Below are 21,613 nucleotides of genomic sequence, written 5' to 3' on the forward strand. Positions count from 1 at the left end.
ATTGATAGTCAGCCTTCGCGAGCAAGCTCGCACACAAGAGGCACTGGACCTTTGTGGAGCAAGCCTGCTCCCGCGAGAGCACTGAACTTTGTGCGAGCCTGCTCGCGAAGAGGCTTTGTCAGGCGCTGCAAATACGCAGCCCTACGGCTTAGATTTTCGCCTTCACCGCTGCCAGTGCATCTTTGTCATCAATGGTTTTCACGCCATCGAGCCATTTTTCCAGTACGGCCGGGTTGGCTTTTATCCACGCCTTGGCCGCTTCACTGTTGCTGACTTTCTTGTTCGCCACCTCAGCCATGATGGTGTTTTCCATGTCCAGCGTGAAGCTCAGGTTGGTCAGCAGCTTGCCGACATTCGGGCAGGCTTCAGCATAGCCCTTGCGGGTCAGGGTAAAGACCGAACCGGTGTCACCAAAGTACTTCTCGCCGCCCTTGAGGTAATGCATGCCTTTGATCTGCACGTTCATCGGGTGCGGGGTCCAGCCCAGGAACACCACGAACGCTTCACGCTTCACGTTGCGATTGACCTCGGCGAGCATTGCCTGCTCACTCGATTCCACCAGTTTCCAGCCGCCCAGATCAAACTCGTTCTTCTTGATGATTTCCTGCAAGGACAGGTTGGCAGGCGCCCCCGAGCCAATGCCATAGATCTTCTTGCTGAACTTGTCGGCAAACTTGTTCAGGTCGGCGAAGTCATGCACGCCTGCATTCCACACGTAGTCCGGCACGGCCAGCGTGAACTCGGTGCCCTGCAGGTTCTTGGCCAATTGCGTCACGTCACCGGTCGCCACGAACTTGTCGTAGAAACCCTGTTGCGCAGGCATCCAGTTACCCAGAAAAACGTCCAGTTTGCCGTCTTTCAGACCGCCATAGGCAATCGGTACTGCCAGCGTATCGATCTTGGTTGTATAGCCCATGCCTTCAAGCAGAACACTGGTGATGGCGTTGGTGGCCGCAATGTCACTCCAGCCCGGATCAGCCATTCTCACCGTGCTACAGCTTGAGTCCGCAGCCACTGCTGCGAAACTGCCCAGCGACATAAGACTGATTGCCAGCGTTTTGGATAACGTATTCATTGATGTACCCCTTTTGGTTTTCTTGGTTTGGGCAGGGTTCAAGGTTGCGGATAACGTGCCTTGCGCTCCAGATCGTCCAGATCAATGTGGTTGCGCATGTACTGCTGACTGGCGTCGACCAGTGGCTGGTGATCCCAACTCTTCAGCTTGCCGGTTGCCAGGGTGTTGGCGACAAAACGTCGCCGACGCTGGCTGGCGAGCACCTGTTGGTGTATCGCCGGTATGTCCCACTTGGCGCGTGCCTCGACCAAAAAGTCGTTGAACAATTTTTGATGGTCAGGTGACTGGCTCAGGTCCTCCTGTTCCTTCGGGTCGTTCGTCACGTCGAACAGCAGGCACGGGTCCTGTTCCGAGTAGATGAATTTGTAATTGCCGCGACGAATCATCATCAGCGGGCTGGTTGTGCCTTCGGCCATGTACTCACCGAACACTTCATCGTGTCCGGCCTTGCCTTGCAGATGCGGCACCAGCGAGCGGCCATCCAGCGGCAGGCCTTTGTCCAGCTCGCCATGCGCCAGCTCGACGAACGTCGGCAGCAGGTCGGCGGTCGACACCGATGCGCTCACGCGGCCTGGCTTGAACTGATCTGGAGCGTAGACCAGCAGCGGCACGCGGGCAGCCATCTCGAACCAGTGCATTTTGTACCAGAGCCCCTTTTCTCCCAGCATGTCGCCGTGGTCGCCGGAGAACACAACGATGGTGTCGCGCAACAACCCGACGTCATCCAGCGTCTGCATCAGCTTGCCGACGTTCAGATCGATGTAGCTGCAGGCACCAAAATAGGCGCGGCGCGCATCCCGGATCTTGTTTGCGGGCATGGGTTTGTCCCACAGGTCGTAAACCTTCAGCAGACGTTGCGAATGAGGGTCCAGAGCGTCCTGATCGGCGTGTGCCGGTGGCATCGGGATTTCGTCGTCGCTGTACAGATCCCAGAACGGTTTGGGGATGGTGTACGGGTCGTGCGGGTGGGTCATGGACACGGTCAGGCAGAAAGGCGCATCACCGTCCTGACGTACGTGGTCGTAGAGATACTGCTGGGCCTTGAAAAGCACTTCTTCGTCGAAATCGAGCTGGTTGGTGCGTATGCAAGGGCCCGCCTGCAAGACCGACGACATGTTGTGATACCAGCTGGGGCGCACGTCCGGCTCATCCCAGTTGACAGCCCAGCCGTAGTCGGCCGGGTAGATGTCGCTGGTGAGGCGCTCTTCGTAACCGTGCAATTGGTCCGGGCCGCAAAAGTGCATCTTGCCGGACAGTGCGGTCTTGTAGCCCAGACCGCGCAGGTAGTGAGCGTAGGTTGGAATGTCCGCTGGAAAGTCGGCTGCGTTGTCGTAGGCGCCGATTTTGCTGGGTAACTGGCCGCTGACCAGCGTGAAACGCGAAGGCGCGCACAGCGGGCTGTTGCAGTAGGCCGAGTCGAACACCACGCCTTCGGCTGCGAGGCGGCTCAGGTTGGGCATCAGTACTGGAGATTGAGCGTAAAACGGCAACATTGGCGCGGCCATTTGATCGGCCATGATGAACAGAATATTTTTGCGCTTCATGTAATCGCTGCATCCCATCGTGAAAAGTTATGCGAAAGTGCTGGCAATGAGAATGAAGGCTCACGGTTGCGGGGTAAAGCCCTTGCGTGACAATACCTAGGATAAGTAGCGCTTATGTTTGAAGCCCTCGGCGACATATCTCTGGACCTGCTGCGTTCATTCGAAGCAGCGGCACGACTGCGCAGTTTTACCGCAGCTGCTAGTGAGGTGGGCACCACTCAGCCTGCTATCAGCCAACAGATGAAGCGTCTTGAGGATCAACTGGCAACCCGTCTGTTTGACCGTATTTATCGCGGCATCGAGCTGACGGAAGCGGGCGAAGTCCTGTTCAGTCACGTTCAGGCCGGCTTGCAGTCCATAGACAGCGGACTGGTGGCGATCACCGAGCAGCACCAGCATGAGGTCCTGCAGGTCGCCACCGACTTCGCCTTCGCCGCGTATTGGTTGATGCCCAGGCTGCACCGGTTTCACAAGGCCAACCCCGATGTGGACGTGAGTCTGGTGACCAGCGAGCGTACGCACAGCATGTTGCGTGCTGATATCGACGTTGCGGTGCTGTTTGGTGACGGGCGTTTCAAGCAGGGCGAAAGCCATTGGCTGTTCAGTGAAGAGGTGTTTCCGGTGTGCAGCCCGCAGTTGATCGCCGGGCGCGCCGCACCGCTGCCCAATGAGATATTGCGCGAGTTTCCGCTGCTGCATTTGCGCGGTGAAAGCAGCAACAACTGGTTCGACTGGGGCGGCGTGTTCCGCGCGTTGGACATTCCGCAGGCGCCCGCACCCGGTCAACTGAGATTCGACAACTACACGCTGCTCATTCAGGCGGCCATTGGCGGACAAGGTGTTGCCATCGGCTGGCGGCATCTGGTCGACGACTTGCTCGACCAGGGCCTGTTGTGTCGGCCCATCGCCGCGTCAGCGATCTCTGGCTACGGTTATTACGTGGTGTTGCCGCAGCGCAAGCGCCGGGTGCAGATCGTCCAGCAGTTTGTGGACTGGCTGGCCAGTGAGCAGGCGCTGAGCGGCGTTTCACTGGCGGGCAGGCCGTTACCGTCGATTGCTGTGTGACCACGTGTTTTCAGATTGGGAGGTTTTCTGGGGATGGGAGATACACCGATGCCGGACGTTCAGGGCTACCACGCCCATGTTTACTTTGATTCACATACCCTCGAACAGGCTCGCTCGCTGTGTGAGGCGGCATCCGCCCGATTTGGTGTGCAGATGGGCCGGGTTCATGAAAAGCGGGTCGGTCCGCACCCTGACTGGAGCTGTCAGTTGGCGTTCGAGCACGCACAGCTTGCCGATGTCACTCTGTGGCTCGCGCTGAATCGCAAAGGGCTGGTAGTGTTTCTGCACCCACTCACTGGCAATGAACTACGCGACCACACGGATCATGCTGTCTGGATGGGTGCTGTCAGGCCTCTGGATCTGAGCGTGCTGAGTGGGGCCTGAGCGCAACCCCGGTGTTGATCGCGCTTCACGCAAGACAGCCAGCGAAACGTTCGTGTAAGATAACCCGCGCCAAATGACCGCTCGGTCGTCTGGCGTACGAATGTTCAATAAAAGGTCACGCAAGCGCCCGTTGATCCGGCACTTGAGGTCTGTCGCAGGCCGTCTTTTCTGCAAGCAAATTACCGCTTGCCTCGAATTGTTGAAGTACCAGGACAGAGGATCATGAAATGCCCGAACTCATCATCGAAGGTAAAAAACTTCATTACACAGATCAAGGCACTGGCCCGGTCGTTCTGCTCGGTCACAGTTACCTTTGGGACCATGCCATGTGGAGCGCACAGATCGACACGCTGGCCAGCCAGTATCGTGTAATCGTGCCCGATCTGTGGGGTCATGGCGCTTCTGACACGTTCCCGGAGGGCACCGACAATCTGGATGACCTCGCCCGGCATGCGCTGGCCTTGCTCGATCATCTGAGCATTGAGCGCTGCACCATCATCGGTTTGTCGGTGGGCGGCATGTGGGGTGCAATTGCGGCACTGGTCGCGCCCGAGCGGATCAATGGGCTGGTGCTGATGGACACCTATCTGGGCAAAGAGCCGGACGCCAAAAAAGCCTACTATTTTTCGCTGATCGATCAGCTCGCAGAACACGGTGCGTTCCCCGAGCCCCTGCTGGACGTGGTTGCGCCTATCTTCTTCCGTCCAGGCATTGATCGTCAGTCTGCGCTGTATCAGGATTTTCGGGCGTCGCTGGCCCGTATGGGTGCACAGCAGTTGCGTGAAACGGTGGCACCGCTTGGGCGCATCATCTTTGGTCGGGAAGACCGGCTGGACCTTCTTTGCCAGCTTGATGCCGACACCACGCTGGTGATCTGTGGCGACGCGGACATCCCCCGCCCTCCTCTGGAGGCGCGGGAAATGGCACGTCTGATTGGCTGTCCCTATGTGCTGGTGCCAGAGGCCGGACACATAGCCAGCCTCGAAAACCCGGCGTTTGTCACGGGCGCCCTGATGACGTTTCTGGCCGGGCTTCATCAGAAACAGGCGTGAGCTTCAAGGACGCCGTGAACCAGTATCAGGCGACCAGACCGGTCGCCTGATACCTTCCGGACTTTTCAGGTCAGTTCAGCACGCCGTCCAGAATGGCGTACACGATTCCCGAGCCCACCGCGATCAGTACCACATCAGTGCCCAGTCGACACCATTCATATCCTTCGTAATGAGGCAGGTATTGCAGCGAACGGCTGTCCAGACGCTTGCCGTAGCCCGGTGGCAGCGGCCGGCCTTTGGCGATGTGCACGCCCGGCGGCAGCGGCTGGCCGCGACCTATCACGTCGCGATGCTGTTGAAAGGTCTGGCGCACCGGGCCGAAGTCTTCCGGTGGGCCGCGGCGATTATCCTGATGGGCCTGATTGCCGTGACCTTTGCCATTGCCACGGTTGCCTGGACCGTCGTTGTCGCGATGGCCCTGTTGCTGTCCGCCGCGATTGTCGTCCTGGCCAGGGCCGCGCTGATCCGGCGGTGCTGCCTGAAGCAGCGGGCTGGCGCTGATCATCAAGATACCCAGACCGGTGATAAAACGACTTGGCAGTTTCATGGGGCGCTCCTCAACTTCTCACGATGCAGCAAAAAGGGGTTCATGACATGGTCATGAACCCCTTGTGTCTTACTGCAGAGTAGAACGGCTACCGGCGCTTTGATTCCTCTGTATCAGAAACTTTACCTCAGCTTACACGGGCGTTACGAACGCCTTCGGCCAGGGCTGCACACAGTGTCAGCACGCCATCGATGGCCTGTTCCGGCGACTCGGCGGTGGCGATCTTGTCGACCAGTGCCGAACCCACTACTACACCGTCTGCCAGACGTGCAATGGCCGCTGCCTGCTCAGGTGTGCGGATACCGAAACCGACGCTGATCGGCAGGCTGGTATGACGACGCAGGCGCGCAATGGCCTCGGTCACGTGCTCGGTGGTGGCTGAGCCTGCACCGGTCACGCCCGCAACCGATACGTAGTAGACGAAGCCTGAGCTGCGCTCGAGTACGCGAGGCAGACGAGCATCGTCCGTGGTCGGCGTGGTCAGACGGATGAAGTCGATACCGCTGGCCTGTGCCGGTGTCGCCAGCTCGCCGTCGTGCTCCGGTGGCAGGTCAACGATGATCAGGCCATCCACGCCCGCTTCCTTGGCCTGAGCCACGAAGGCCTCGACGCCGAAGCGGTGGATCGGGTTGTAGTAGCCCATCAGCACGATCGGAGTGGTCTGGTCGTCGCCCCGGAACTCACTCACCATCTGCAGGGTTTTCTGGAGGGTCTGGCCAGCGTCCAGTGCACGCAGGGTCGCCAGCTGAATGGCTACGCCGTCCGCCATCGGGTCGGTGAAGGGCATGCCCAACTCGATCACGTCGGCGCCAGCGGCAGGCAGGCCTTTCAGGACCTTGAGCGAAGTGTCGTAACCCGGATCACCGGCGGTGATGAAGGTGACCAGCGCGGCACGGCCTTCGGTTTTCAGCTGAGCGAAACGTTGTTCGAGACGGCTCATACCAGGTTCTCCTGAGTTTTTTCAGCAGTAGCCATGTGGTTCATGACGGTCTGCATGTCTTTGTCGCCGCGCCCGGACAGGCACACCACCATCAAATGATCGTCGCGCAGATTGGTCGCACGCTTCATGGCTTCAGCCAGTGCGTGGGCGGTTTCCAGCGCCGGGATGATGCCTTCGAGCAGGCAGCACTGATGGAACGCGTCCAGCGCTTCGTCATCGGTGATGCTGACGTATTCAACACGCTTCACTTCGTGCAGGAAGGCGTGCTCAGGGCCAATGCCCGGGTAGTCCAGACCAGCGGAGATCGAGTGTGCGTCGGTGATCTGACCATCGTTGTCCTGCAGCAGGTACGTGCGGTTGCCGTGCAGCACGCCCGGTACGCCACCATTCAGGCTCGCCGCGTGCTTGTCGGTGTTCACGCCATGGCCGCCGGCCTCAACGCCAATGATCTGTACGCTGGCGTCATCGAGGAACGGATGGAACAGACCCATGGCATTGGAGCCGCCGCCCACGCAAGCGACCAGGCTGTCGGGCAGACGCCCTTCCTTCTCCAGCATCTGCTCCTTGGTTTCCTTGCCGATGATGGCTTGGAAATCACGCACCATCGCCGGGTACGGATGCGGGCCTGCCACGGTGCCGATCAGGTAGAAGGTGTCGTCGACGTTGGTCACCCAGTCACGCAGGGCTTCGTTCATCGCATCTTTCAGGGTGCCCGTACCGGAAGTGACCGGGACGATTTCAGCGCCCAGCAGCTTCATGCGGAACACGTTGGCCTGTTGACGCTCGATGTCGGTAGCGCCCATGTAGATCACGCAAGGCAGACCAAAGCGCGCCGCTACGGTCGCCGTCGCTACACCGTGCATGCCTGCACCGGTTTCAGCGATCAGACGTTTTTTACCCATGCGTTTGGCCAGCAGCACCTGGCCGATGCAGTTGTTGATCTTGTGCGCGCCAGTGTGATTCAGCTCTTCGCGTTTGAAGTAGATCTTGGCGCCGCCACAGAACTCGGTCAGGCGTTCGGCGAAGTACAGCGGGTTTGGACGACCCACGTAGTCACGCTGGAAGTAAGCCATTTCCTTGATGAATTCAGGGTCGGCTTTGGCGGCTTCATATTCACGATTGAGGTCGAGCACCAGTGGCATGAGGGTTTCAGCCACGTAGCGGCCGCCGAATGAGCCGAACAGGCCGTTGGCGTCGGGGCCGCTGCGGAAATTGGTCTGGGTCATGAAGTACTCCAGTAGCTGTATGGGGCGAATTGAGTGAGCCGAATCGGCAATGACGTCACTTTAACCAGCGCATGCCCGGTTGAAAACCGATAAGATCGCCACAACCTGTCAGGAAAACTCACAGATCATGAGCCGCGACCTTCCGCCGCTGAATGCCTTGCGTGCATTTGAAGGCACAGCCCGCCTGGGCAGCGTCAGTCAAGCTGCCGAACAGCTGCATGTGACGCACGGTGCGGTCAGCCGTCAGTTGAAAGTGCTTGAAGAACATCTTGGGCTCAGCCTGTTCATCAAGGACGGGCGCGGCCTTAAACTCACAGATGCCGGTGTTCGGTTACGTGATGCCAGCGGTGAAGCCTTTGATCGGTTGCGCAGTGTCTGCGCCGAATTGAGCCAGGGCAGTGCCGACGCGCCTTTCGTGTTGGGGTGTTCGGGCAGCCTGTTGGCGCGCTGGTTCATCCCGCGCCTGGGGCGGCTGAATGCCGAGTTGCCGGACCTGCGCTTGCACCTGTCGGCGGGTGAAGGTGATGTGGATCCGCGCCGGCCTGGCCTGGATGCGTTGCTGATTTTCGCCGAGCCACCATGGCCTGCAGACATGCAGGTTTTCGAGCTGGCCAGCGAGCGAATCGGCCCGGTGCTGAGCCCGCGCTTCAGCCGTTTCGAGAGTTTGAGTGAGGCACCTGCCAGCGCGTTGCTTGAAGAGTCATTACTGCAGACTACTTCGCGGCCACAGGCCTGGCCCAGCTGGGCGCAGCAGAACGGCATGGACCCGCACGCCTTGCGTTACGGACAGGGTTTCGAGCATTTGTATTATTTGCTTGAGGCGGCCGTGGCAGGCCTCGGTATTGCGATTGCGCCAGAACCGCTGGTGGTTGACGACCTGAAAGCCGGTCGCCTGGCTGCGCCATGGGGTTTCAATGAAACCCCGGCGCAGCTGGCGCTATGGGTGCCCAGACGTGTGTCCGATGGACGCGCGCAACAGTTGGCTCACTGGTTGAAAAATGAGCTGAAGCGGTCTGGAGACCCGATCAGAAATTGATCAGTTGCCGCGCTTGCACAGCAGGTACGCTGCCAGCAGGCCGATGGCACCGACGGCAACGCCAGCGGTAGTCCATGGGTGTTCTTGAGCGTAGTCACGAGTTGCCAGCGCGTTTTCGCGGGTTTTTTCTTTGACGTCTTCGTAAACATCGCTGAGCAGGCTGCGCGAATGGCTCAGTGCACTTTCAGCGTTGGCCTTGAGGTTTTTCAAGGTTTTGCGCGACTCGTCGGTTGCATCGTCCTTCAACCCTTCAAGCGACTTCAACAGGCTTTCGATTTCTGCTTCCATACTCTGCAACGAGGCCTTGCGAAGTGAAGTACTAGCCATGGTGTTTCTCCTGCAATGGGTGAGTGGCGTGTGTTGTTTCCGACTCCGGGGTTTTTGGAAAGTGCGATTGCATTTTGCAAAGAGCTGAACTTTTATAGCCGTTTCCCTGACAGAACCTAGGTGCGTGGCCTCAGCTGCGCTTTTATCGACCTTCAGGAGAACTGCCATGACTGATCACCACACGTACAAGAAAGTCGAAATCGTTGGCTCGTCGACGACCACCATCGAAGACGCTATTCAGAATGCGCTGGCTGAAGCGAGTAAGAGCCTCAAGAATCTGGAGTGGTTCGAAGTGACCGAAACCCGCGGCCACATCGTGGAAGGCAAGGTCGGCCATTATCAGGTCACCTTGAAAGTGGGTTTCCGCATCGAACATAGCTGATACGACCTGAACCTTTCGGCTGGCCGATTGCCATAACCTGCGTTGCCTTTGCGCAAGCGACCCTTTGGGGTTCGTCTGCCGGCGTGGGAACGTTTAATGGGCGCCTGTTCCGATGGCGTCTGCACTTGGCCGGACGAGAGGGAATACCCATGAAGAAGTTTTTGTTGGCTGTAGGCTTGTTGAGCATCGCTGGCACCGCGCTGGCGGCAGGCAAGCCATGTGAAGAACTGAAAAGCGATATCGATGCCAAGCTTCAGGCAAAGGGCGTTTCGTCCTACACGCTTGAAGTGGTCGAGAAAGGCGCTGCTGCTGATCAGAAAGTGGTCGGTACTTGCGAAGGCGGCGCCAAGGAAATCGTCTACAAGCGCGGTTGATTGTCAGGCCGGCTCGATGTAAGTCCAGCCAGTTGCTCGACCCCGTGTGAACGCTGAAAAAAAGCCCGCCTCCAGGCTGAATACTGATTCAGTCTGGAGTGCGGGCTTTTTCGTTCATGCGCTCAATTTGACGATCTGCTTCAACCGTGAGCGACCTGAGCCAGGATTTCGTAGGAGCGCAACCGGTCTTCGTGTTCGTACATGTCGCAAGTGAAGATCAGTTCGTCAGCTTCTGTCTGCTCCAGCAACACATCGAGTTTGGCGCGGATCTTTTCAGGGCCACCGACCATTGCCAACCCCAGAAAGCTCGCCACCGCTTCACGTTCGTGTGGCAACCACAGGCCGTCCATGGATTCGACGGGCGGACGCTGCATGAGGCTGTGGCCGCGCTGGTAGACCGACGTTGCCAGGTATTCGGCGTGGTCGTCGGTGTCGGCCGCCGACAGCGGTACGCCGAGCATCACATAGGGCTTGTCGAGCACTTCGGACGGCTGGAAGTGATTGCGATAAACGCGAATCGCCTCATGCATGTAACGCGGCGCAAAGTGCGAAGCGAAGGCATACGGCAAGCCGCGCATCCCGGCCAACTGAGCGCTGAACAGGCTCGAACCCAGCAGCCAGATCGGCACTTGCGTACCTGAACCCGGAACGGCGATCACTTTTTGACCCGGTGTGCGCGGGCCGAGGTACTCCATCAGCTCGGTCACGTCATCCGGGAAGTCGTCGGCGCTGCCAGAGCGCTCACGGCGCAGGGCGCGTGCGGTCATCTGATCGGAACCCGGCGCGCGGCCCAGACCCAGGTCGATCCGACCCGGATACAGGCTTGCCAGCGTGCCGAACTGCTCGGCAACCACCAGCGGCGCATGGTTGGGCAACATGACGCCGCCTGCGCCCACTCGAATGGTCGAGGTGCCGCCAGCCAGATAGGCCAACAGCACCGACGTCGCAGAACTCGCGATGCCGTCCATGTTGTGGTGCTCGGCAACCCAAAAGCGGTTGTAGCCCAGTTTTTCGACGTGTTGAGCCAGACTGAGTGAGTTGCGCAGCGATTCGGCGGGGCCTTTGTCGTGGCGCACGGGCACCAGATCAAGGGTTGAAATTTTTACATCTGCCAGACGTTTCATAGGCCAGGGTAGCTCCTTGAAGTGTGTAGGGCTGGCTTCTGGAGCTGCCCACGATGCAACAGCAGTGTGGGCGCAATCCCGACTTTTCAATGTTTGACGCGAAAAAACCTACTTAAATACTCGGTCTTTCCGACCATTGAACTTTCCAGAGCCGTCTATCCTCAGAACCTTGGTACGAGCAAAGATCCATTCCATTTCAGAAGGAGCCATTATGAGCATCGTCAAGAAAGCATCTGCCCACTGGGAAGGTGATCTGAAAAACGGTATCGGCAGCATCTCTACCGAAACCGGCGTGCTGCGTGAAGCGCCTTACGGCTTCAAGGCGCGCTTCGAAGACGGCAAGGGTACCAACCCTGAAGAACTGATCGGCGCGGCCCATGCAGGTTGCTTCTCGATGGCCCTGTCGATGATTCTGGGTAACGCAGGCTTCACGGCTGACAGCATCGACACTCAGGCCGAAGTGACTCTGGACCAGGTTGAAGGCGGCTTTGCGATCAGCGCGGTGCATCTGGTTCTGAAAGCCAAGGTGCCGGGCGCTACTCAGGAACAGTTCGACGACCTGACCAAGCAAGCCAAAGAAGGCTGCCCGGTGTCCAAAGTGCTTAACGCCAAGATCACGCTGGACGCGACATTGCTGAGCTGATCAAGGCCGGACCGACCTCGGTCGGTCCACAGCAACGTGCTTGTCCGTGATCAGAGCTTTACGTAGCGAGCCGTTTGACGGTTCGCTGGCGCTCATCACGGACACGCGCGATTTCAACTTGAAACCTCATCGGGTTCAGTAGTGCTTTGCATCATGGGAGTCGAGCATGAAACGTTTTGCTTTAGCGGTGACCTGTACCCTGTTGGCGACCAGTGCCCTGGCAGCTCCGAAGTCCTGTGATGAACTCAAGGACGAAATCGAAGCCAAGATTCAGGCCAACAACGTGACGTCGTACACCCTGGAGGTCGTAACCAATGAAGAGGTTCACGACGAAAACATGGTGGTCGGCAGTTGCGACAACGGCACCCGGAAAATCATCTACCAACGCAATGATCGCTGATCAGATGCAGTGAACGTCCGCTTCTTCGGCGACCGTATTGCGCTGTGCGTCATACAGCCAGGCGTCTACGTCATTGGCCAGTGAGCGCACCTCAAGCATGTAGCGCTGCCCCGCGGCGAAGTGTTCGTAACGAACACCGATGAAGCACGTTATTTCAGTGTAATCATCGCCCATCATCCCCAGACCACCCGCCCGATACTCATAGTCGTAACGCACCTGCAGCGTGTGGCTGCCGGGTGTGACTTGAAAGTAGCGGCCGTCATAGGTGTGTTTGCCATCCAGCTTGTCCGCCATCACCAGCTTTCCACCCACGGTGCGCATGTCGACCCAGGCCATGTCCGGATTTACCGCAGGCAATGGCCCCGCGCAGCCAACGAGTGTCGCAAGGGCGATAATCAGTGTCATGAGGCGCATGGCAGGCTCCGTACTCTGGGCGTTGGCGTTGACCGATGGCGATGATAGTTGCGCGCGTCGTGTCTGTCCTGCATAACGACGCTGTATCGAATTCGAAGGTCCTGTATGTCGCGACTCATTGTTCTACGCCTCTGTCAGGCTCTGGCACTGATGACAGTCCTGTTGCTGGGTGGATGCTCCAGTGCTGCTTACTATGGCCAACTGGCGAAAGGTCAATGGCAGCTGTTGCAGGCGCGTGAGCCGGTCGACCAGATCGTGGCGGACCCGGATCGCGATCCTGCGTTGCGTGAACACCTCGCTCGCTCTCAAGAGGCTCGCGTGTTCGCCAGCAACCACTTGCGTCTGCCGGACAACCAGAGCTATCGCCTCTATGCCGATCTGGGTCGCCCTTATGTGGTTTGGAACGTCTTCGCGACCGACGAGTTCTCGCTCGATCCTCTGACCCATTGTTTTCCGATTGCCGGTTGCGTGGCGTATCGCGGTTACTACAGCGTGGGCGGTGCTCGGGGTGAGGCCGCGTTGCAGCGCCAGGCAGGCAAGGACGTTTACCTGAGTGGCGTCGAAGCCTATTCGACGCTGGGCTGGTTCAACGATCCGATACTCAGTTCGATGATGGGCTGGGGAGATGAACGTCTGGCTACGCTGATTTTCCATGAGCTGGCCCACCAGCGTTTTTACGTGAAGGACGACACTGAGTTCAACGAGTCCTATGCCAGCTTCGTCGAACAGGAAGGCACACGCCAATGGCGTGCGGCACGTGGTTTGCCGCCTGAAAGCATCTCGCAATCCACGCGGCGCGATCAGTTCATTCAGCTGGTGCTGGAGGCTCGCGGTCGCTTGAAAACGCTGTACCAGCAGCCACTTTCAGCGTCGCTCATGCGCCAGCGCAAGGCAGCCGAATTCGAGCGCATGCGCCAGAACTACCGACAGCTGCGTGATACCCAATGGAACGGTGACAAACGTTTCGACGGCTGGATCAACAGCCCGATGAACAACGCCAAGCTCTTGCCTTTCGGGCTCTATGATCAATGGGTGCCAGCGTTTGAAGCGCTGTTCAAACAAGCCGGTGGCGATTGGGAGGCGTTTTATCGCGCAGTAGAAAAACTCGGCGGCCAGCCCGTCGAGTCGCGCAAGGCGGCTTTGCAGGCATTGATGCCTGGCTGAAAGCCGCAACCATTCATGCCGGTACGAGCGCCCTGTGCAGCTCTGCCAGGGTCTGGAAATGGAAGGTCGGTTTTTCAGCCATCAATTCCTCGCGGCTGCCGAACCCATACCCCACGGCTGCGACATCCAGGCCGTTGCGCAGTGCGCCAATCAGGTCGTGCTTGCGGTCCCCGATCATCAGGGTCTGGGCAGGGTCCAGTTTTTCCTCGGCCAGCAGATGGGCGATCAGTTCGACCTTGTCGGTACGGGTGCCGTCCAGCTCGCTGCCGTAGATCACCTTGAAGTGCCGGGCGAAATCGAAGTGGCGGGCAATTTCTCTGGCGAACTCCCATGGTTTGGACGTTGCGATGTACAACTGTCTGCCCTGCTCGCCCAATGCTTCAAGCAACGGTACAACGCCCTCGAACATCTGGTTTTCGTAAAGCCCGGTCACCCTGAACCGTTCACGGTAAAAGCCTACGGCTTGCCAGGCTCTGGCTTCGTCCATGTGGTAAAACTGCATGAAAGCCTGCAAAAGTGGCGGGGCGATGAAATGCTCTAGCCGGGTTATGTCTGGCTCATCGATACCCAGTTGCGCCAGCGCGAACTGGATCGAGCGGGTGATCCCAAGGCGCGGGTCGGTCAGCGTGCCGTCCAGGTCGAACAGAATGTTCTGATAATGCAGCGGCGGTTTGAATGGCGCGGAAATCAGCATGGTTGATCGTAACCTTCAGCCAGATGCTGATCCTTGAGTTTCACGTAATTGGTCGCGCTGTACGGGAAAAACGCGATCTCCTTTTCGGTCAGCGCACGCACTTGCTTGACTGGGCGACCCACGTACAGAAAGCCGCTCTCCAACACTTTGCCCGGTGGTACCAGGCTGCCCGCCCCGATGATGACTTCGTCTTCTACCACCGCGCCGTCCATGATGGTCGTACCCATGCCAATCAGGACCCGGTTGCCAATGGTGCAGCCGTGCAGCATGGCCTTGTGGCCAATGGTGACTTCATCGCCGATCAACAACGGAAAGCCGTCAGGGTTGAAGGGACCGGCATGGGTGATGTGCAGCACGCTGCCATCCTGCACGCTGGTGCGGACACCGATACGGATGCGGTGCATGTCGCCACGCACGACAGTGAGCGGCCAGACAGAACTGTCTGCACCGATTTCGACATCGCCGATCAGCACCGCTGAATAATCGACAAACGCCCGCTCGCCGAGGGCTGGGGTATGGTCCTGAAACTTGCGAATGGCCACGATAGGCTCCTTCTTTGGCACTGATAGGTGCGTGCAACAGGTTTCGATGCTGCGGTCAGCGTCGATTGTAATTAAGATGGCTGAGTGTTTCTTCCAGCCAAGGTGCAAAACCGTGAGCGCGAACAACCCTCTTCTGCAACCGTACGACCTGCCACCCTTCTCGGCGATCCGTGCCGAGCATGTCAAACCTGCCATCGAACAGATTCTGGCTGACAACCGCGCTGCCATTGCCGACATTCTTGCCAAACAGGGTTCGACTCCGAGCTGGGCTGGCCTGGTGCTGACCATGGACGAACTGAATGATCGTCTGGGCGCTGCCTGGAGTCCGGTCAGCCATCTCAATGCCGTGCGCAACAGCGCCGAGCTGCGTGAGGCCTACGAGTCCTGCCTGCCAGCGCTGAGCGCCTACTCGACCGAAATGGGTCAGAACCGCGCGCTGTTCCAGGCCTATGAAGCCTTGGCCAACGGCCCGGAAGCGGCCGGTTTCGATGTCGGCCAGAAAACCATTCTTGAACAGTCGCTGCGTGACTTCCGCCTGTCCGGTATCGATCTGCCGCCCGAGCAGCAGAAGCGCTATGCCGAAGTACAGAGCAAGCTTTCCGAGCTGGGCAGCCAGTTTTCCAACCAACTGCTGGACGCGACTCAGGCCTGGACCAAACTGGTCACCGACGAGTCAGCCCTTGCCGGTCTGACCGACTCTGCCAAGGAGCAGATGGCCGACGCTGCGAAGGCCAAGGATCTGGAAGGCTACCTGATCACTCTGGAATTTCCGAGCTACTACGCGGTAATGACCTACGCCGAAGACCGCGCTCTGCGTGAAGAAGTGTATGCAGCCTACTGCACGCGCGCTTCGGATCAAGGCCCCAACGCGGGCAACAACGACAACGGTCCGGTGATGGAGCAGATCCTGGACCTGCGTCAGGAACTTGCCCAGTTGCTGGGTTATGACAATTTTGCCGAGCTGAGCCTGGCCACCAAAATGGCTGAGTCCAGCGATCAGGTGCTGAGCTTTTTGCGCGACCTCGCCAAGCGCAGCAAGCCATTTGCCAGGCAGGACCTGGAACAGCTGAAAGCCTATGCCGCCGAACAGGGCTGCCCGGACCTGCAAAGCTGGGACAGCGGTTTTTACGGTGAAAAACTGCGTGAGCAGCGCTATAGCGTTTCACAGGAAATCCTGCGTGCCTATTTCCCGATCGACAAAGTGCTGGGCGGGTTGTTTGCCATCGTTCAGCGGTTGTACGGTATTGAAATTGCCGAACAGAAAGGTTTCGACACTTGGCACCCGGATGTTCGCCTGTTTGAAATCAAGGAAAACGGCCAGCACGTCGGACGTTTCTTCTTCGACCTGTATGCGCGCGCCAACAAGCGTGGTGGCGCGTGGATGGACGGTGCGCGCGATCGTCGTCGTACTGCCGAAGGCACATTGCAGAGCCCGGTCGCCAACCTGGTGTGCAACTTCACACCTGCGGTAGGCGGCAAGCCTGCTCTGCTGACGCACGATGAAGTCACCACGCTGTTCCACGAGTTCGGCCACGGTCTGCATCACCTTCTGACCCGTGTCGAGCATGCCGGTGTTTCGGGTATCAATGGCGTGGCGTGGGATGCAGTCGAACTGCCAAGCCAGTTCATGGAAAACTGGTGCTGGGAGCCGGAAGGTCTGGCGCTGATTTCCGGTCACTATGAAACTGGCGAGCCACTGCCACAGGACTTGTTGGAGAAGATGCTGGCTGCGCGCAACTTCCAGTCGGGCCTGATGATGGTGCGTCAACTGGAGTTTTCGCTGTTCGACTTCGAACTGCACGCTACCCACGGCGACGGGCGCGGCGTGTTGCAAGTGCTCGAAGGCATTCGTGATGAAGTCTCGGTCATGCGTCCACCTGCCTATAACCGCTTCCCGAACAGCTTTGCGCACATCTTTGCCGGCGGTTATGCCGCGGGTTATTACAGCTACAAGTGGGCTGAAGTGCTGTCTGCCGATGCGTTCTCCAGGTTTGAAGAAGACGGCGTGCTCAATGCCGAAACCGGACGAGCCTTCCGCGAGGCTATTCTGGCGCGTGGCGGTTCGCAGGCACCGATGGTGCTGTTCGTCGACTTCCGCGGACGCGAGCCTTCGATTGACGCACTCTTGCGCCACAGTGGTTTGAGCGAGGACGCGGCAGCATGACCGATACACCGGTAGTCATTACCAAAAAACGCTTCATCGCCGGGGCTGTGTGCCCGGCGTGCAGCGAGCCTGACAAGCTGATGATGTGGAGCGAAAACGACGTGCCCCACCGCGAATGCGTGGGTTGCGGCTATAGCGACACCCTCAACGAACAGGGTCTTTCGGTCCCGAAAGAGCTCGGCACACGGGTCAACAAGCCGGTGGTCAAACCGGCCGATCCCAAGGTCCAGGGCGTGCAGTTCTTTCCAAATCCGAAGTTGAAGAAGCCGGTTGATCCGAGCTGAACATGCAGCTGGATACACAGGTGCGCATCAATATACGCACCTGTGTGCCTGGAGCATCAATCCGGGTTTTTATATTCACTGACGCTCGGCAAAGCTCATGCGTGCGGGAGCTTTGAGATCTTTTTCCTGAATGAAAAAGCCACGTCGACGAGGACATGCTTGGCTATATATGAGTCTCCCTCAAAAGCGATCTCTTCTTCGGGCTGTGTATCCACTGACATAAAAATTGAACTCAGCAATTCATTATTTTCGTACAGTTCAGCCTCTATTTTTGGATACCTCGTTTTTTTGAAGTCGTCTGCCGTCAACCGGATCTCATAACTCGCCATTGCCCACCTCGCTGTCAGGTAGTTGCCAGCGTCGGGTCGAATCTGGCGTGCGCTTAAGCTAGTCCCGGATTAAAAAGTCGTCTACTGACAGAAATGACAGGTGAATATTTATACAGCGGTGTCTGGACGCCGCCGGTCAGGCGCGCAGGGTTTTCAACGGCCGGCGCTGGAGATCCCGCCGAAGAATACTGTACTGTATGGATAAACAGTATTCGAGTATCTGCCGATGTCCAGCTCACCAGCAGTAAGAGGTCGTGGCACGGCCAGCAACCCGCACAATCGTTTCGCTCCCAACCGCACCGTGGCCGAGGATGACGGCTGGTACCAGGAAGTCCCGCTGACGCAGGGCACGCAGGTCACCAGTGAAACGGCCAAGAGCATTATTACGCGTAACAGCTCACCCGACATTCCCTTTGATCGGTCAATCAACCCGTATCGGGGCTGTGAGCATGGCTGCATTTATTGTTTCGCCAGACCCAGTCACGCCTATTGGGACATGTCGCCGGGGCTGGACTTCGAGACAAAGCTGATCGCCAAGACCAACGCGGCGGCCTTGCTGGAGCAGCAACTTTCCAAGCCTGGCTATCGTTGTGCACCCATTACCCTGGGCGCCAACACCGACCCCTATCAGCCCATCGAGCGCGAATACAGAATTACCCGCGCCACGCTTGAGGTGTTGCTGCGCTATCGTCATCCGGTAAGCATCATTACCAAGGGGTCGTTGATCCTGCGTGACCTGGATCTGCTGGCCGAGATGGCGAAGTTGCGGCTGGTTTCGGTGTTCATCAGCCTGACCACGCTGGATGACGAACTCAAATGCATTCTTGAGCCCAGAGCCGCAGCGCCCAAGGCTCGTTTGCGTGCGATTCGCGTGTTGCGTCAGGCTGGCGTGCCGGTCGGTGTGCTGTGCGCACCGATGATCCCGATGATCAATGACAGCGAACTCGAAGCGCTGCTGAGCGAGGCCAAGGCCGCCGGCGCGTTGAGCGCAAGCTACGTGATGCTGCGCTTGCCACTGGAAGTTGCGCCTTTGTTCGATGAGTGGTTGAAGACGCATTACCCGCAGCGTGCGGATCATGTCATGAGCCTGATTCGGCAGAGTCGGGGCGGCGCGCTGTACGACAGCGCGTTCGGGTCACGAATGCGCGGCGAAGGCCCATTTGCAGACCTGCTGGCGCAGCGTTACGCCATGGCTGTCAAACGGCTGGGACTGAACCAAAGGGGCAGTTTTGTACTCGATTGTGAGGCTTTTTGTCCGCCTGGTGGACAGATGTCATTGTTGTAATGAAATTGGGACTATCGTGCAAACCCGCGTCCCAGAGCCATCGCATTCAGTTTCACTTAAGCTTCGGCGTTTAGTGTGTAACTCGGAGTGACACCAGCGGTAGCGCTCAAAGGATTTGTGCGCCATGCCAAATAACAGGGATCACATCCGGCTCTGGTTAAACAGCGTAAGAGTCCACTATCAATCCGTCAGAGAGGATGAAGACATGAGAGATACTGATAAACAGCCGTCGGCTACGTCGTCCAGTACACAAAGCCACGCGGAAAGCGCCGACGTAGCGTTGAAACACATCGTGGATGGTTTCGTACATTTTCGTAAGGAGGTCTTCCCTCAGCAGGAAGAGCTCTTCAAAAAACTGGCAACCGCCCAGTCGCCTCGCGCCATGTTCATCACCTGCGCCGACTCGCGCATCGTGCCTGAGCTGATTACTCAAAGTTCGCCCGGCGACCTTTTCGTAACCCGTAACGTGGGCAACGTGGTTCCGCCGTATGGCCAGATGAACGGTGGTGTTTCCACTGCGCTGGAATACGCGGTCGTAGCCTTGGGTGTTCAACACATTATTGTCTGTGGACACTCCGATTGCGGTGCCATGCGCGCCGTGCTCAACCCCGACAGCCTGGACAAGATGCCAACGGTAAAAGCCTGGCTGCGTCACGCTGAGGTCGCTCGCACCGTCGTCGAGCAAAACTGCAATTGCAGCGGCGAGTTGGAAACCATGCAGGTTCTGACTCAGGAAAACGTCATTTCCCAGCTGCATCATTTGCGCACTCACCCGTCGGTCGCGGCCAAGATGGCCAGCGGTCAACTGTTCATACATGGCTGGGTCTACAGCATCGAAACCAGTGAAATTCTGGCTTACGACGCCGAGCAGGATCGTTTCGTGCCGCTCGATGGCTCCGGTCCTGTGCCGATGGCTTCCCCGAAAGCTCGTTTTTCAACCGACTGATTTCAGTCACGACTGACGGTAAAGCTTTATAGCTGGTGGCGGCTGCGCTCAACGCGCGCCGCCAGCTTTGCCTCGTCTGGAGAATCCCCCGGAGAAGCGCCATGGGTGTTACAGAATTGAAATCCGTCCTGCCACGGGAGCTACTCGCTTCCGTGGTTGTTTTCCTCGTTGCCTTGCCGCTGTGCATGGGTATTGCAATCGCTTCCGGCATGCCACCGGCCAAAGGCTTGATCACCGGTATCATCGGTGGCCTTATCGTGGGCTGGGTCGCGGGTTCGCCGTTGCAGGTAAGTGGTCCGGCTGCTGGCCTGGCGGTACTGGTATTTGAGTTGGTACGCGAACACGGGATGGCCATGCTGGGCCCTATCCTGTTGCTGGCGGGTCTGCTCCAGTTGCTGGCGGGCCGCTTCAAGCTGGGCTGCTGGTTCCGGGTAACTGCGCCTGCGGTGGTCTACGGCATGTTGGCCGGTATCGGCGTGCTCATTGTGCTGTCACAGGCGCATGTCATGTTCGACAGCGGACCCAAACCTTCCGGGCTCAGTAACCTGATCGGTTTTCCATCCACGCTGATTCAAGCCATCGGGCCAGGCACAGGGATGCAGGCCGGTATGCTGGGTCTGGGTACCATTCTGATCATGTGGGGCTGGGACAAACTGCGTCCCAAGTCTCTGCGTTTCGTGCCGGGTGCATTGTTGGGCGTGGGCATCGCAACAGCCATCAGCCTGTTCATGGGGCTTGAGGTCAAGCGTGTCGAGGTGCCTGACAATTTGGCTGACGCGATTGACTGGTTGCGTCCGGGCGACCTGCTGAGCCTGGCAAACCCTTCGATTCTGATCGCAGCCATTGCCGTCGCCTTTATCGCCAGTGCCGAAACGCTGCTCTCTGCCGCCGCCGTGGACCGTATGCACAGTGGCCAGCGCTCGGATTTTGACAAGGAACTGAGTGCCCAGGGCTTGGGCAACATGCTTTGCGGACTGTTGGGTGCGCTGCCGATGACCGGCGTTATCGTGCGCAGCTCGGCCAACGTTCAGGCCGGTGCAACGACGCGCTTTTCGACGATTTTCCACGGCCTCTGGCTGCTGGCATTCGTGCTGCTGCTGTCGAGCGTACTGCAGAGTATTCCGGTCGCGAGTCTGGCAGGTGTTCTGGTTTATACCGGTTTGAAGCTGGTGGACCTGAAAACCTTCCGTGGGCTGGGTCGTTATGGTCGTATGCCGATGTTCACCTACGCGGCGACCGCTGGCGCGATTATCTTTACTGACCTGTTAACCGGCGTGCTGGTCGGCTTCGGACTGACTCTGGTCAAGCTGGCACTGAAGGCCGCGCGGTTGAAGATCAACCTTGTCGAGCTGAGTGGCGAGAAAGAGTATGAATTGCGTCTGGTCGGCGCTGCGACCTTTCTCAAGGTGCCCGCGTTGACGCGTGTATTGGGCACTATCCCGCAAGGCAGCACCGTACATGTGCCGTTGAGCAACCTGTCCTATATCGACCATTCCTGCCTGGAGCTATTGGAGGAATGGGGACGTGCCAATGCCGCTCACGGTACGAAGCTGGTGATCGAGTCTCGTGGCCTGAAGCGTCGTCTGGAAGGACGAATTCACACTACGACGGGGATTGGCTCGGGCGCCGCCTGATCGATGCCAAAAAGGGGCTGATGGGTCTTCGCGAAGCA

The 21,613-nt window shown here is 58.4% G+C and carries 25 protein-coding genes; 14 read left to right on the forward strand and 11 right to left on the reverse strand.

The window, feature by feature from the left end; all coding sequences use genetic code 11:
- Window positions 1–148: 148 nt before the first annotated feature.
- Both choX and betC read right to left on the reverse strand, forming a co-directional pair.
- Window positions 149–1,075, reverse strand: a complete 927-nt coding sequence (gene choX / locus KDX37_RS00095; protein WP_231650535.1) for a choline ABC transporter substrate-binding protein — start codon at window positions 1,073–1,075, stop codon at window positions 149–151.
- Between the two features lie 38 nt (window positions 1,076–1,113).
- Window positions 1,114–2,619 (reverse strand): choline-sulfatase, encoded by a 1,506-nt coding sequence (betC, locus tag KDX37_RS00100; protein ID WP_231650536.1) that lies wholly within the window; start codon window positions 2,617–2,619, stop codon window positions 1,114–1,116.
- A 114-nt stretch (window positions 2,620–2,733) separates the two neighbouring features.
- Here betC and KDX37_RS00105 point away from each other — a divergent pair, with 114 nt between their 5' ends.
- The 3 genes from KDX37_RS00105 to KDX37_RS00115 all read left to right on the forward strand — a co-directional run bounded on the left by KDX37_RS00105 (window position 2,734) and on the right by KDX37_RS00115 (window position 5,120).
- Window positions 2,734–3,684, forward strand: coding sequence for a choline sulfate utilization transcriptional regulator (locus tag KDX37_RS00105; RefSeq protein WP_231650537.1), 951 nt, complete (start codon window positions 2,734–2,736; stop codon window positions 3,682–3,684).
- Window positions 3,685–3,732: 48 nt separating this feature from the next.
- Window positions 3,733–4,068, forward strand: coding sequence for a DOPA 4,5-dioxygenase family protein (locus tag KDX37_RS00110; protein ID WP_231650992.1), 336 nt, complete (start codon window positions 3,733–3,735; stop codon window positions 4,066–4,068).
- 227 nt (window positions 4,069–4,295) lie between these two features.
- Window positions 4,296–5,120 carry an alpha/beta fold hydrolase gene (locus tag KDX37_RS00115; RefSeq protein ID WP_231650539.1) on the forward strand — a complete coding sequence of 275 codons (825 nt, stop codon included), beginning with the start codon at window positions 4,296–4,298 and terminating at the stop codon, window positions 5,118–5,120.
- Window positions 5,121–5,190: 70 nt separating this feature from the next.
- Here KDX37_RS00115 and KDX37_RS00120 read toward each other — a convergent pair whose 3' ends face one another.
- The 3 genes from KDX37_RS00120 to trpB all read right to left on the reverse strand — a co-directional run bounded on the left by KDX37_RS00120 (window position 5,191) and on the right by trpB (window position 7,833).
- Complete coding sequence (locus tag KDX37_RS00120; RefSeq protein ID WP_231650540.1) at window positions 5,191–5,667, reverse strand: anti-virulence regulator CigR family protein; 477 nt, start codon at window positions 5,665–5,667, stop codon at window positions 5,191–5,193.
- A gap of 127 nt (window positions 5,668–5,794) precedes the next feature.
- Window positions 5,795–6,607, reverse strand: coding sequence for a tryptophan synthase subunit alpha (gene trpA / locus KDX37_RS00125; RefSeq protein WP_231650541.1), 813 nt, complete (start codon window positions 6,605–6,607; stop codon window positions 5,795–5,797).
- Window positions 6,604–7,833: a tryptophan synthase subunit beta gene (trpB, locus tag KDX37_RS00130; RefSeq protein ID WP_231650542.1), complete on the reverse strand. Its 1,230-nt coding sequence runs from the start codon at window positions 7,831–7,833 to the stop codon at window positions 6,604–6,606. The genes trpA and trpB overlap by 4 nt, the downstream gene beginning before the upstream one ends.
- A gap of 79 nt (window positions 7,834–7,912) precedes the next feature.
- Between trpB and KDX37_RS00135 the strand changes: the two genes are divergently transcribed.
- Window positions 7,913–8,869 (forward strand): LysR family transcriptional regulator, encoded by a 957-nt coding sequence (locus tag KDX37_RS00135; RefSeq protein ID WP_319941620.1) that lies wholly within the window; start codon window positions 7,913–7,915, stop codon window positions 8,867–8,869.
- On the opposite strand, the gene KDX37_RS00140 is transcribed toward KDX37_RS00135, so the two are convergent.
- On the reverse strand, window positions 8,870–9,196 hold the full coding sequence (locus KDX37_RS00140; protein WP_231650544.1) for a DUF883 family protein: 327 nt from the start codon (window positions 9,194–9,196) through the stop codon (window positions 8,870–8,872).
- A gap of 166 nt (window positions 9,197–9,362) precedes the next feature.
- Between KDX37_RS00140 and KDX37_RS00145 the strand changes: the two genes are divergently transcribed.
- Complete coding sequence (locus tag KDX37_RS00145) at window positions 9,363–9,578, forward strand: dodecin (protein WP_231650545.1); 216 nt, start codon at window positions 9,363–9,365, stop codon at window positions 9,576–9,578.
- Between the two features lie 149 nt (window positions 9,579–9,727).
- A complete protein-coding gene (locus tag KDX37_RS00150) occupies window positions 9,728–9,952 on the forward strand; it encodes a DUF1161 domain-containing protein (RefSeq protein WP_231650546.1) in 225 nt (74 codons plus the stop codon).
- Window positions 9,953–10,092: 140 nt separating this feature from the next.
- Here KDX37_RS00150 and KDX37_RS00155 read toward each other — a convergent pair whose 3' ends face one another.
- On the reverse strand, window positions 10,093–11,076 hold the full coding sequence (locus tag KDX37_RS00155; RefSeq protein WP_231650547.1) for an LLM class flavin-dependent oxidoreductase: 984 nt from the start codon (window positions 11,074–11,076) through the stop codon (window positions 10,093–10,095).
- Window positions 11,077–11,287: 211 nt separating this feature from the next.
- Between KDX37_RS00155 and KDX37_RS00160 the strand changes: the two genes are divergently transcribed.
- Together KDX37_RS00160 and KDX37_RS00165 are read left to right on the forward strand one after the other, a co-directional pair.
- Window positions 11,288–11,719: an OsmC family protein gene (locus KDX37_RS00160; protein ID WP_231650549.1), complete on the forward strand. Its 432-nt coding sequence runs from the start codon at window positions 11,288–11,290 to the stop codon at window positions 11,717–11,719.
- 166 nt (window positions 11,720–11,885) lie between these two features.
- Window positions 11,886–12,119: a DUF1161 domain-containing protein gene (locus tag KDX37_RS00165; protein WP_231650551.1), complete on the forward strand. Its 234-nt coding sequence runs from the start codon at window positions 11,886–11,888 to the stop codon at window positions 12,117–12,119.
- Here the strand turns inward: KDX37_RS00165 and KDX37_RS00170 are convergent, their stop codons facing one another.
- The gene (locus KDX37_RS00170) at window positions 12,120–12,533 is read right to left on the reverse strand and encodes a PA0061/PA0062 family lipoprotein (protein ID WP_231650553.1); all 414 of its coding nucleotides are present in this window, start codon (window positions 12,531–12,533) and stop codon (window positions 12,120–12,122) included. It lies immediately after the preceding gene.
- 105 nt (window positions 12,534–12,638) lie between these two features.
- Between KDX37_RS00170 and KDX37_RS00175 the strand changes: the two genes are divergently transcribed.
- Window positions 12,639–13,697 carry an aminopeptidase gene (locus KDX37_RS00175; protein WP_231650555.1) on the forward strand — a complete coding sequence of 353 codons (1,059 nt, stop codon included), beginning with the start codon at window positions 12,639–12,641 and terminating at the stop codon, window positions 13,695–13,697.
- A gap of 13 nt (window positions 13,698–13,710) precedes the next feature.
- Here KDX37_RS00175 and KDX37_RS00180 read toward each other — a convergent pair whose 3' ends face one another.
- A complete protein-coding gene (locus tag KDX37_RS00180; RefSeq protein ID WP_231650993.1) occupies window positions 13,711–14,361 on the reverse strand; it encodes an HAD family hydrolase in 651 nt (216 codons plus the stop codon).
- Window positions 14,362–14,384: 23 nt separating this feature from the next.
- Window positions 14,385–14,933 (reverse strand): gamma carbonic anhydrase family protein, encoded by a 549-nt coding sequence (locus tag KDX37_RS00185; protein WP_231650556.1) that lies wholly within the window; start codon window positions 14,931–14,933, stop codon window positions 14,385–14,387.
- A gap of 76 nt (window positions 14,934–15,009) precedes the next feature.
- On the opposite strand from KDX37_RS00185, the gene prlC reads away from it, so the two are divergent.
- On the forward strand, window positions 15,010–17,097 hold the full coding sequence (prlC, locus tag KDX37_RS00190; protein WP_231650558.1) for an oligopeptidase A: 2,088 nt from the start codon (window positions 15,010–15,012) through the stop codon (window positions 17,095–17,097).
- The gene (locus KDX37_RS00195; protein WP_231650559.1) at window positions 17,094–17,381 is read left to right on the forward strand and encodes a YheV family putative zinc ribbon protein; all 288 of its coding nucleotides are present in this window, start codon (window positions 17,094–17,096) and stop codon (window positions 17,379–17,381) included. The genes prlC and KDX37_RS00195 overlap by 4 nt, the downstream gene beginning before the upstream one ends.
- Window positions 17,382–17,476: 95 nt before the next feature.
- Here KDX37_RS00195 and KDX37_RS00200 read toward each other — a convergent pair whose 3' ends face one another.
- Window positions 17,477–17,710 (reverse strand): hypothetical protein, encoded by a 234-nt coding sequence (locus KDX37_RS00200; RefSeq protein WP_231650560.1) that lies wholly within the window; start codon window positions 17,708–17,710, stop codon window positions 17,477–17,479.
- A gap of 226 nt (window positions 17,711–17,936) precedes the next feature.
- On the opposite strand from KDX37_RS00200, the gene KDX37_RS00205 reads away from it, so the two are divergent.
- The 3 genes from KDX37_RS00205 (at window position 17,937) to KDX37_RS00215 (ending at window position 21,575) form a co-directional block, all read left to right on the forward strand.
- Window positions 17,937–18,995 (forward strand): PA0069 family radical SAM protein, encoded by a 1,059-nt coding sequence (locus KDX37_RS00205; RefSeq protein WP_231650561.1) that lies wholly within the window; start codon window positions 17,937–17,939, stop codon window positions 18,993–18,995.
- A gap of 205 nt (window positions 18,996–19,200) precedes the next feature.
- A complete protein-coding gene (locus KDX37_RS00210) occupies window positions 19,201–19,941 on the forward strand; it encodes a carbonic anhydrase (RefSeq protein ID WP_231650562.1) in 741 nt (246 codons plus the stop codon).
- Between the two features lie 101 nt (window positions 19,942–20,042).
- Window positions 20,043–21,575 carry a SulP family inorganic anion transporter gene (locus KDX37_RS00215; RefSeq protein ID WP_231650563.1) on the forward strand — a complete coding sequence of 511 codons (1,533 nt, stop codon included), beginning with the start codon at window positions 20,043–20,045 and terminating at the stop codon, window positions 21,573–21,575.
- The last annotated feature ends 38 nt before the right edge of the window (window positions 21,576–21,613 follow it).

The sequence above is a fragment of the Pseudomonas californiensis genome (assembly GCF_021147775.1).
Classification (GTDB): domain Bacteria; phylum Pseudomonadota; class Gammaproteobacteria; order Pseudomonadales; family Pseudomonadaceae; genus Aquipseudomonas; species Aquipseudomonas californiensis.

Bases quoted from the DNA above. Each gene is read 5' to 3' on its own strand.
- choX (WP_231650535.1), bottom strand. From the start codon at position 1,075: ATGAATACGTTATCCAAAACGCTGGCAATCAGTCTTATGTCGCTGGGC.
- betC (WP_231650536.1), bottom strand. From the start codon at position 2,619: ATGAAGCGCAAAAATATTCTGTTCATCATGGCCGATCAAATGGCCGCG.
- KDX37_RS00105 (WP_231650537.1), top strand. From the start codon at position 2,734: ATGTTTGAAGCCCTCGGCGACATATCTCTGGACCTGCTGCGTTCATTC.
- KDX37_RS00110 (WP_231650992.1), top strand. From the start codon at position 3,733: ATGCCGGACGTTCAGGGCTACCACGCCCATGTTTACTTTGATTCACAT.
- KDX37_RS00115 (WP_231650539.1), top strand. From the start codon at position 4,296: ATGCCCGAACTCATCATCGAAGGTAAAAAACTTCATTACACAGATCAA.
- KDX37_RS00120 (WP_231650540.1), bottom strand. From the start codon at position 5,667: ATGAAACTGCCAAGTCGTTTTATCACCGGTCTGGGTATCTTGATGATC.
- trpA (WP_231650541.1), bottom strand. From the start codon at position 6,607: ATGAGCCGTCTCGAACAACGTTTCGCTCAGCTGAAAACCGAAGGCCGT.
- trpB (WP_231650542.1), bottom strand. From the start codon at position 7,833: ATGACCCAGACCAATTTCCGCAGCGGCCCCGACGCCAACGGCCTGTTC.
- KDX37_RS00140 (WP_231650544.1), bottom strand. From the start codon at position 9,196: ATGGCTAGTACTTCACTTCGCAAGGCCTCGTTGCAGAGTATGGAAGCA.
- KDX37_RS00145 (WP_231650545.1), top strand. From the start codon at position 9,363: ATGACTGATCACCACACGTACAAGAAAGTCGAAATCGTTGGCTCGTCG.
- KDX37_RS00150 (WP_231650546.1), top strand. From the start codon at position 9,728: ATGAAGAAGTTTTTGTTGGCTGTAGGCTTGTTGAGCATCGCTGGCACC.
- KDX37_RS00155 (WP_231650547.1), bottom strand. From the start codon at position 11,076: ATGAAACGTCTGGCAGATGTAAAAATTTCAACCCTTGATCTGGTGCCC.
- KDX37_RS00160 (WP_231650549.1), top strand. From the start codon at position 11,288: ATGAGCATCGTCAAGAAAGCATCTGCCCACTGGGAAGGTGATCTGAAA.
- KDX37_RS00165 (WP_231650551.1), top strand. From the start codon at position 11,886: ATGAAACGTTTTGCTTTAGCGGTGACCTGTACCCTGTTGGCGACCAGT.
- KDX37_RS00170 (WP_231650553.1), bottom strand. From the start codon at position 12,533: ATGCGCCTCATGACACTGATTATCGCCCTTGCGACACTCGTTGGCTGC.
- KDX37_RS00175 (WP_231650555.1), top strand. From the start codon at position 12,639: ATGTCGCGACTCATTGTTCTACGCCTCTGTCAGGCTCTGGCACTGATG.
- prlC (WP_231650558.1), top strand. From the start codon at position 15,010: ATGGCTGAGTGTTTCTTCCAGCCAAGGTGCAAAACCGTGAGCGCGAAC.
- KDX37_RS00195 (WP_231650559.1), top strand. From the start codon at position 17,094: ATGACCGATACACCGGTAGTCATTACCAAAAAACGCTTCATCGCCGGG.
- KDX37_RS00200 (WP_231650560.1), bottom strand. From the start codon at position 17,710: ATGGCGAGTTATGAGATCCGGTTGACGGCAGACGACTTCAAAAAAACG.
- KDX37_RS00205 (WP_231650561.1), top strand. From the start codon at position 17,937: ATGTCCAGCTCACCAGCAGTAAGAGGTCGTGGCACGGCCAGCAACCCG.
- KDX37_RS00210 (WP_231650562.1), top strand. From the start codon at position 19,201: ATGAGAGATACTGATAAACAGCCGTCGGCTACGTCGTCCAGTACACAA.
- KDX37_RS00215 (WP_231650563.1), top strand. From the start codon at position 20,043: ATGGGTGTTACAGAATTGAAATCCGTCCTGCCACGGGAGCTACTCGCT.